The organism is Micromonospora sp. NPDC003776 (genome assembly GCF_053605645.1).
On the sequence record NZ_JBSGJR010000317.1, the window covers coordinates 1 to 7,800 of the forward strand.

8 protein-coding genes and 1 pseudogene are annotated in these 7,800 nt (G+C 67.7%); 6 read left to right on the forward strand and 3 right to left on the reverse strand.

The window, feature by feature from the left end; all coding sequences use genetic code 11:
- The 3 genes and pseudogenes from ACWEVO_RS23125 to ACWEVO_RS23135 form a co-directional block, all read left to right on the forward strand.
- Window positions 1-99, forward strand: a pseudogene (locus tag ACWEVO_RS23125) (ATP-binding cassette domain-containing protein); the annotation flags it as partial.
- A gap of 25 nt (window positions 100-124) precedes the next feature.
- Window positions 125-589 (forward strand): FtsX-like permease family protein, encoded by a 465-nt coding sequence (locus ACWEVO_RS23130; protein WP_452309614.1) that lies wholly within the window; start codon window positions 125-127, stop codon window positions 587-589.
- A 2-nt stretch (window positions 590-591) separates the two neighbouring features.
- Window positions 592-1,338 carry an ABC transporter ATP-binding protein gene (locus ACWEVO_RS23135; RefSeq protein ID WP_452309615.1) on the forward strand — a complete coding sequence of 249 codons (747 nt, stop codon included), beginning with the start codon at window positions 592-594 and terminating at the stop codon, window positions 1,336-1,338.
- 44 nt (window positions 1,339-1,382) lie between these two features.
- Here the strand turns inward: ACWEVO_RS23135 and ACWEVO_RS23140 are convergent, their stop codons facing one another.
- Window positions 1,383-1,676 carry a hypothetical protein gene (locus ACWEVO_RS23140; RefSeq protein ID WP_452309616.1) on the reverse strand — a complete coding sequence of 98 codons (294 nt, stop codon included), beginning with the start codon at window positions 1,674-1,676 and terminating at the stop codon, window positions 1,383-1,385.
- A 1,767-nt stretch (window positions 1,677-3,443) separates the two neighbouring features.
- On the opposite strand from ACWEVO_RS23140, the gene ACWEVO_RS23145 reads away from it, so the two are divergent.
- A complete protein-coding gene (locus ACWEVO_RS23145) occupies window positions 3,444-3,656 on the forward strand; it encodes a hypothetical protein (protein WP_452309617.1) in 213 nt (70 codons plus the stop codon).
- A 1,307-nt stretch (window positions 3,657-4,963) separates the two neighbouring features.
- Here the strand turns inward: ACWEVO_RS23145 and ACWEVO_RS23150 are convergent.
- Window positions 4,964-5,881, reverse strand: coding sequence for an NADP-dependent oxidoreductase (locus ACWEVO_RS23150; protein ID WP_452309621.1), 918 nt, complete (start codon window positions 5,879-5,881; stop codon window positions 4,964-4,966).
- Window positions 5,882-6,152: 271 nt separating this feature from the next.
- A complete protein-coding gene (locus ACWEVO_RS23155; protein WP_452309618.1) occupies window positions 6,153-6,347 on the reverse strand; it encodes a hypothetical protein in 195 nt (64 codons plus the stop codon).
- A gap of 407 nt (window positions 6,348-6,754) precedes the next feature.
- On the opposite strand from ACWEVO_RS23155, the gene msrB reads away from it, so the two are divergent.
- The gene (gene msrB, locus ACWEVO_RS23160) at window positions 6,755-7,234 is read left to right on the forward strand and encodes a peptide-methionine (R)-S-oxide reductase MsrB (RefSeq protein ID WP_452309619.1); all 480 of its coding nucleotides are present in this window, start codon (window positions 6,755-6,757) and stop codon (window positions 7,232-7,234) included.
- 9 nt (window positions 7,235-7,243) lie between these two features.
- Window positions 7,244-7,750, forward strand: a complete 507-nt coding sequence (msrA, locus tag ACWEVO_RS23165) for a peptide-methionine (S)-S-oxide reductase MsrA (protein WP_452309620.1) — start codon at window positions 7,244-7,246, stop codon at window positions 7,748-7,750.
- Window positions 7,751-7,800: the final 50 nt, after the last annotated feature.

The following is a 7,800-nucleotide window of genomic DNA, read 5'->3' on the forward strand; positions in this document are numbered from 1 at the left end:
GACGGCGAGTTCGTGATCCTGGTCGGCCCGTCCGGCTGCGGCAAGTCCACCACGCTCAACATGATCGCCGGGTTGGAGGACATCAGCTCCGGTCCGCTGCGGCGCGGTCGCGCTGGGCATCGGGGTGGCCGCGCTGACCCTGGTCGCCGCCGCCGCGTACGCCTTCCGGGGCGCGATCGTGGGCAGCCTGCTCGGCGACACCGTTTCGCTCAGCGTGCGTGGCGCGGACGCCCTCGCGGCGGTAGCTACGGTGCTGCTCGGGGCCGCTGCGGTCGCCGACGTGCTCTACCTCAACATCCGGGACCGCGCCGCCGAGCTGGCCACCCTGCGCGCCACCGGTTGGAGCGATGCCGCGCTCGGCCGTCTGGTCAGCTACGAGGGCATCCTGCTCGGCGCGCTCGGTGCCCTGGCCGGCGCCGGGCTCGGGCTCGGTTGGGCCGCCTGGCTCGTCGGTGAGCTGCCGCCAGCCTTGGTGGCGGTGGCCGCCACCGTGGCGTTCGCCGGGGTGCTGGTCACCTGCCTGGCGGCCCTCGTCCCGGCCGCGCTGCTGCGCCGCCTGCCCACCGCACGCCTAATCGCTGAGGAGTGACCATGGACGCCACTGGCAGCACGGTCCGCACCGCCGGGCTGGTCCGGCAGTTCCACAGCGGCCATGAACGGCTCACCGCCGTCAACGACGTCTCGCTGGAAATCAACGCCGCGTCGGTGGTGGCGCTCACCGGGCCGAGCGGCTCCGGCAAGTCCACCCTGCTGCACCTGATCGGCGCGATCGAGCGGGCCGACCGGGGCACCGTGACGGTGGACGACGTGGAGGTCACAGTGCTGCGCCGGGCGGCCTTGGCCCGCTACCGCCAGCGGGTCGGCTTCGTCTTCCAGCGCTACCACCTGCTGCCGGCGCTCACCGTCCTGGACAACGTGATCGCACCAGTGCTGCCACAGCGGCGAGGACGCACCGACCGTGCGGCCCGGGCCCGGGACCTGCTGGCGGCGGTGGGACTGGCAGGTCGGGAGCGAGCCCTGCCCGCCCAGCTCTCCGGCGGCCAGCAGCAGCGGGTGGCGATCGCCCGGGCGCTGATGGGCGCGCCCCGGCTGCTGTTGGCCGACGAGCCGACCGGCAACCTCGACTCGACCACCGGCGCCCAGATCCTCGACCTGCTCCTCGACCTGCGCGACCGGCACGGCATGACGATCCTGCTGGCCACCCACGAACAGGCCATCGCCGCCCGCTGCGACCGTCTGATCCGCCTCAACGACGGCCGGGTCGTCGAGGACATCGACCTCACCGACGGCGAGGACCCCGCCGAAACCTTCGACCGGGCCAGCAGGCTACGCCTGTAGCGGGCGAACCCGCACGCGTCCGGCAACGGCTGCACGCTCGGAGGTTAGTCCGTGCCAGTGCGCCTCAGCGTGCTGCCGTCCGGCGCGGTTGCTAATGAGCGTTGCTGTCGGCGAAGCCACAGAGCCCAGCAAAGATACGCAACGCCCACCACGGAGGACGACTCGCCGAGCCCCGACGGCTCTCCGAACGGGTGGCCGCCCACCCAGACCTCAATGATCAACACCGCCAAGCCAAAGACCAGGAACCAAGCACCCAGAGTCGCCACCCGCTTCGCGGACACCGGGCCGTCCGTCTTGGTCATGCCGTTATGGAAGCAGTTCTTGCCACTGCTGGCCATCCCCCTCGTCCTCCCTTCGGCGCTCAAACCCACTCGGAAGCAGGCCACCCGACAGTTCACCAACTACAGCAGAGAAGGCCGCGGCCGGCCGGGTGATCGGCCGACCACGCGTTGTTACCTGGGCAGGCAGCGTCACCAGTGGTCGTCGCTGGTCGCTTTCGGTCGACCTCCGACGGCCTGGTGACGGCCTAGACTTACCATGGCCACCGTGCGGGGCCGGGCCTTCTGGTTCCATGTACGCCATGGACCGGCCCAGATACGTGATCATGGTTGGTTCATCCGGCCGGTTTGACGGCGTCTACCACGCACACTGGGAATGGAGCAGGTTTGAGATCGACGTTCCCGGACGATGGTGGCGCCGCCAGGTGTATTGCGACCTGGTAAGCGACGCAGTCCGGTGGCCATCGGAGATCCTGCGGGCCACCGAGGGCGGCCGAACCTACTACGCCAAATTCGCCCTCACAATCGATGCTGACGTCACCGAACGTGGCAACTTCGGCCACAGGGGCACCCTGCGGTGGCGGCTGGCAGTACGTCGGTGGGTCGATGTTCAGCCGCTCCGGTAACCGGGGTCCACCGCCTGGTCGTCGCGCTCCGGACCCCTTGCCCCCCAGGCAACCAACACGGCTCGCTGACCTGCATCGCCAAAGGGATCTAGCTGCGGCAACCATCCACCAGAGTCCGTGGACGTCCACCGCTCGTGCCCGTCGTCACCCAGGTAGTCACCCACCTCACGCTGTTACAGGGAGGACCGGCAGGCCATGGCGTCTCAAGGTGGCCGCCCCTAGGATCAACTCGTGACGCACGCCCGCCTTCGCAGGATCTCAGCTTTCATTGGCTGGGCGCTCTTCCTCGCAGCGGGCATCATCGGGCCGTTGCTGCACAGGGGCTTCGCAGCTTGGCTCCTCACCGGCGCAGCCATGCTCGCTATCCAGTGGTCGCGTGGTCTTGGCCGAGGTGAGTCTTCCCTAGGACAGAGGGCGTCAGAGCCAGCGGAGAAGGCCCTCAGTCGGCGTGCAAAGTGGTGGTAGGTCCCGTCCCTCATCGAGCGTGACGCGAACCGTCAGTTTGAAAGGTGCCTTGATTTGCGGCGAGGCCCTCGCAGCGCTACTGCTGATCAGCTTGGCCCGGCGTCAACGCGATGCCGGGTCGGGGTAGTAGTGGCTGTTGCTGACCTTTGTTGACCGGTCCGGCGGGCACGCAGCGGACACGCCGTCCAGCTCGCTGGTTGCTACGGTCCTGCCATGCATCTGGGCGACCGCTCGTGGGCGGGCGTGTTGGTGGTTGGGCTTGGATCACTGTCGGGCTGGTGTGTGTCTGGTGCTGGCGGCTCGGTCCAACGCGCCCCCACCGCTCTTCTCGTGACGGTCGTCGGACTCGGCGGCGCGGGACTGACTGTTGGCTTGCTGCTAAGGCGTCGGGCCCATGGAAGCTAGTTTGGGGCCGCGCTTGTGCTGCTCGCTTGCTTCTACGCCGGCACGTGGCTGAACTCGCCGTACCATAGCCCGGCCGGAGACACCCTCGTCGTGGTCCTCGCCGCCGTCCCCGCTTGCCTGGGTGGTGCGGTTGGGTTCGCAGTCGGCCAGTACCTTGCCAGCCGGCGCGGCTAAGCCTCTTCGTCCCGAAAGAATGATCAGCCGTCAATGAGCTGGGCGAGTAGCCGGAGTGAGCTGCCGGAACAGTCCACCGTCGTCGGTAGGCGTCCGGCGTCGGCCGCCCCGGTCGTCACCCAGTTGGTCACCCAATTGATCGACCTACACTGGTGCCATGCGGCGACGGGATGTGGTCTGGTGGGCCTTGGTCGGCGTGACCGTGTCGGCCTGGCTCGTCATCGGCGTCTGGGTCTATCTCGGCGGGGAACCCTCTCACCTGTTCTTTGCGCTCGTGCTCGCCTGGGGGGTCGCGCTGTCTGCGGCTCGCCACATCTTCCGCCTGCGGGCCATCTGGCCGAAGGGTTCACCGCACGGTGTCAGACGTTGAAGCGGAAATTAGCCGCCAGCTGAATCCGGCGTACAGGTCCGACTTCGTCCGTCGCCCACCAGGTCAGCCGCCCGTGAGTGGTGGCTGACCTGCTGCTTCTTCGGGTGCTACTGGTCATCTCTGGTCGGCGCTTGACGGCCCAGAAACGGCCCGGACGGCCCGGAGGCGGCCCGGAGCAGCGTCGATTTGGAAGGGCAAGTGGAGCCCGACATTGGCTGGCAGCCAGCCCTGGGTGACGGCCGAACCGAACCCCGCGCTGCCTCGTCCCCCATTCCTGATTTGGTTGGGCGGGACCCGTCGGTCGCCGTCAGGGATGGCTGCGCGGGTGCTCCGGGGGCGTTGATTCGTCCGGTGGTGGCGATGGTGGTTGCTTCCAGCCGGTCCCGTAACGCACCACCCAGTACGCGATGGACGCCAGGATGATGACGGCCAGAATGACGCATGCTATTCCCCCGGCGATGCCCATGTCGCCAAATTATCGTGTTGGCACAGCGGGCGACTCGGTTTCGAGACTGCTCGATTAGGTGCCGACCACCCGTCCCCGAGTCACCGAGTCACCGAAAGGATGATCAAGGTCACCCACCTCCCGGGCGAGCCAGACTTCACGCCGGGTCAGCCGCCCCCATGTGCTGTTCCAGACCGCTCGGCCCAGCCCCTCTGCCACAAGAGCATCGCACGTCCGTTCTAAATTGATCGAGACAGCTAGAAGGTGTGAAGGGTGCACTCCGCGCCAGCGGCGATGGCCGGGACGCAGGCCGAATCGACGCGATGGTGGGTCGCACCTGCCGCCTGACGGGCTGGCTTTGCAGATCCTGGCGGCGGACCATGATCGCCGACCACCATGAAACAAGTCGGCGAGAACTCTCGGCGAGCCGGTCGGGTCGCGCTTGATGCGAAGGTCAGGGGGCTTGCTGGCACACTTCTAGCTCGGTTCGGCTGCCGCGGTGGCGGTCGGCCGAGCTACGGTCTCACCGGACTTGCTGGTGGTTCCCCGCGGGCGCGGGCTGCGGGCATACGGCCACGTCCGCAGCCCGCGGCGTGATCCCCGCACTACGTTTCGAGGGCCAGTTACGGCCGGCCATGATGTCGACGCCGGAGATGGCGCCGGTCATCCACCGCAACTTGTCCGATGGCAGGGACGACCCGCGTTCGTGATGTCCTCCGGGCTGCCGGGAGCTGGTTACGCCGTGTACCCGTCCCGGTAGCGGACCAGTCCGGTGAGGTCTTCCAGCACGAGTCGCCCGAACTGGCCACGCGTTTGATGCTGATCCACAAGGAGGGCCGGACCGGTCGCTGCCCCCGAGTCCTTACGGACGAACGCGGATGATCGTCTTCCCGATGACCCGCCGGGTCGGATTGAGAGCGGCGACGGCGTCGTCGAGGCTAGCGACGTTGCCGATGTTCGTCCGCAGTCGTCCGTCCCGCACCCGCCGGACGACCTCACCCAGTTGAGCGCGATCGGGCACGACGACGAAGTCGACCGCCAGGCCGTCGGCGGGCCGCGCCTCCGACGGCCCGACGACGGACACCAGCGTTCCTCCGGCTCGAATCAGGCCTGCGGATCGCTTCCCGATGTCGCCGCCGATGACATCGAACACCAGATCGACTCCGCCGACGTCTTCCAGGGCGTCGTTATCGAGGTCGACGAACTCCTGCGCGCCGAAGTCGAGCGCCATCTGACGGTCGACAGCGCGCCCGGTGCCGATAACGTAGGCGCCGGCCTCCCGTGCCAGCTGGCTCACCATCGATCCGACTGCGCCGGCCGCGCCGTGCACGAGGATGCTCTGCCCCGCCTGAAGGCGGCCGTGCTCGAACAGTCCCTGCCATGCGGTCAGGCCCGAGATCGGCAGGCTCGCGCCCACGGTGAAGTCGACGTCGCCGGGCAGCGGCGCGAGGTTACGCGCCTCGACGGCCACATACTCTGCCAGGGTGCCGTCGCGGTTCCAGTCCGTGATGCCGAACACTCGCTGTCCCACAGACAGTCCCGTCGTGCCATATCCGAGAGCTGTGACCACTCCGGCCAGCTCGTGCCCGGGGATCGACGGCGTCCGGTCACGGCCGAGCCGATCGGTCCAGGTCGAGGGCCATGCCAGCTCAGTCGGGACGAATCCCGACGCATGAATTTGAACGACGACGTCGTTCAGCGCTGCCTGCGGCTCGGGCCGCTCCGCCAGGGTCATCCCGGCCTTTCCCGCAGCCTGGTCCGTCACCACGATCGCTTTCATGGAAATTGCCTCCTCGGCCATTTGTCTCTTTTGTCGGGATGCTGCAAGAGATGGGGCGTTCGTTCGACGACTAACGGCAGGGGTCACAGGACCCAGCCGGGCGATCTTGATGCGTCGGCCCGCCGCTTGCATCGATGGCCGCGTTGCCGCACACGGACGAACGCGGATGATCGTCTTTCAACTTGGGCCGCTCGGTCGGGTTGACGGCCGCGACGGCGTCGTCGAGGCCGCGCCGCTGCCAATGATCGTCGGCAAGTCGGCTGTCCCGCACTCATCGGACGATCTCACCCAGTTGGGTGCGACCGGGCACGACGACGAAGTCAACCGCCAGGCAAGGCTTCGTCGTAGCCGCCGACAGCTTCGGGACGAGAGCGTCCGCGGCGACGACTTGGTGGACCGCGGCGAGGCGTATACCGCTGCTGCCGCCGGCGACCACGGCCTTACAGCCCTCGAAGCCCTCACTCATCACAGTTGTTCCTTCTTCACGGATCGCGATTGGTGTTGGCAGGGCCGGGTTCCCCGGAAAGCGGCGCAACGTGTGTGGAACTCGGCCCCGGTGGGAAGGCCGGACCGTTCGCCGCAAGGGGAGGCACCCAGTCGGACGCGCCGAACCTAGTCGCGGCGTAACTGGTCCGTCAAGTCCACTCGTCAGGTCAAACGCGTGTTTCTGTGGCGGCGCCATACCGCAGCCCACATACCGTGGCGACGCTACTCAGCCGGTCATTTGCGGGAGCGGTTTCTGGACCCCATCGTCCATCGGAGGGAGCGGCTGCGGGAACAGAACCGGCCCGTAGGGTGTCTGTACGTGTGCGCGTCCAGGTGCGTTTCACCTCGTTCCGCAGCTTCAGGCCGAAAGGCCGGGAAGGGAGAGCTGTGCCCGAGCAGACCCAGTACCACAAGAACCCGGAGGCCGTTTCGCGGCTCGACCCGGAGCAGTACCGCGTGACCCAGCAGGACGGCACCGAGCGCCCGTTCGCCAACGCCTACTGGGACAACCACGAGCCGGGCATCTATGTCGATGTTGTGTCCGGCGAGCCGCTGTTCGCATCGGTCGACAAGTACGACAGCAACTCCGGCTGGCCGAGCTTCACGAAGCCGCTCGACAAGGCGAACGTCATCGAGCGCGAGGACTCCAGCCACGGGATGATCCGGACTGAGGCCCGTTCGGTGCACGGGGACAGCCACCTCGGCCACGTCTTCGACGACGGTCCCCCGGACAAGGGTGGACTGCGCTACTGCATCAACTCCGCGTCGTTGCGGTTCATCCACCTCGACGACCTGGAGAACGCAGGGTATGGCGAATACCGCACCCTGTTCACGGGTGGCACCAGCATTGGCACCGACGACAAGTAGGGAGACGACGTGACCACCGAGAAGGCGATCCTCGCCGGCGGCTGCTTCTGGGGCATGGAGGAGCTGTTCCGCCACCAGCCCGGCGTCGTGTCCACGCGCGTCGGCTACAGCGGCGGGGACGTCCCCAACGCCACCTACCGCAACCACGGCACCCACGCCGAGTCCATCGAGGTCGTCTACGACACCGAGAAGACCGACTTCCGCGCACTGCTCGAGTTCTTCTTCCAGATCCACGACCCCTCGACGAAGAACCGCCAAGGCAACGACATCGGCACCAGCTACCGCTCAGCGATCTTCTACACCAACGATGAGCAGAAGCGAGTCGCCGAGGACACGATCGCCGACGTCGACGCCTCGGGTCTGTGGCCCGGCAAGGTCGTCACCGAGGTCACCCCGGCAGGCGACTTCTGGGAGGCCGAGCCCGAGCACCAGAACTACCTGCAGACCTACCCCGACGGTTACACCTGCCACTTCCCCCGCCCAGGGTGGAAGCTCCCGAAGCGGGCAACGGCCTGACACCTCCGGCGCGCGGACCCGGCGTCCCCGCGCCCGCCCCCGTGCCGAGA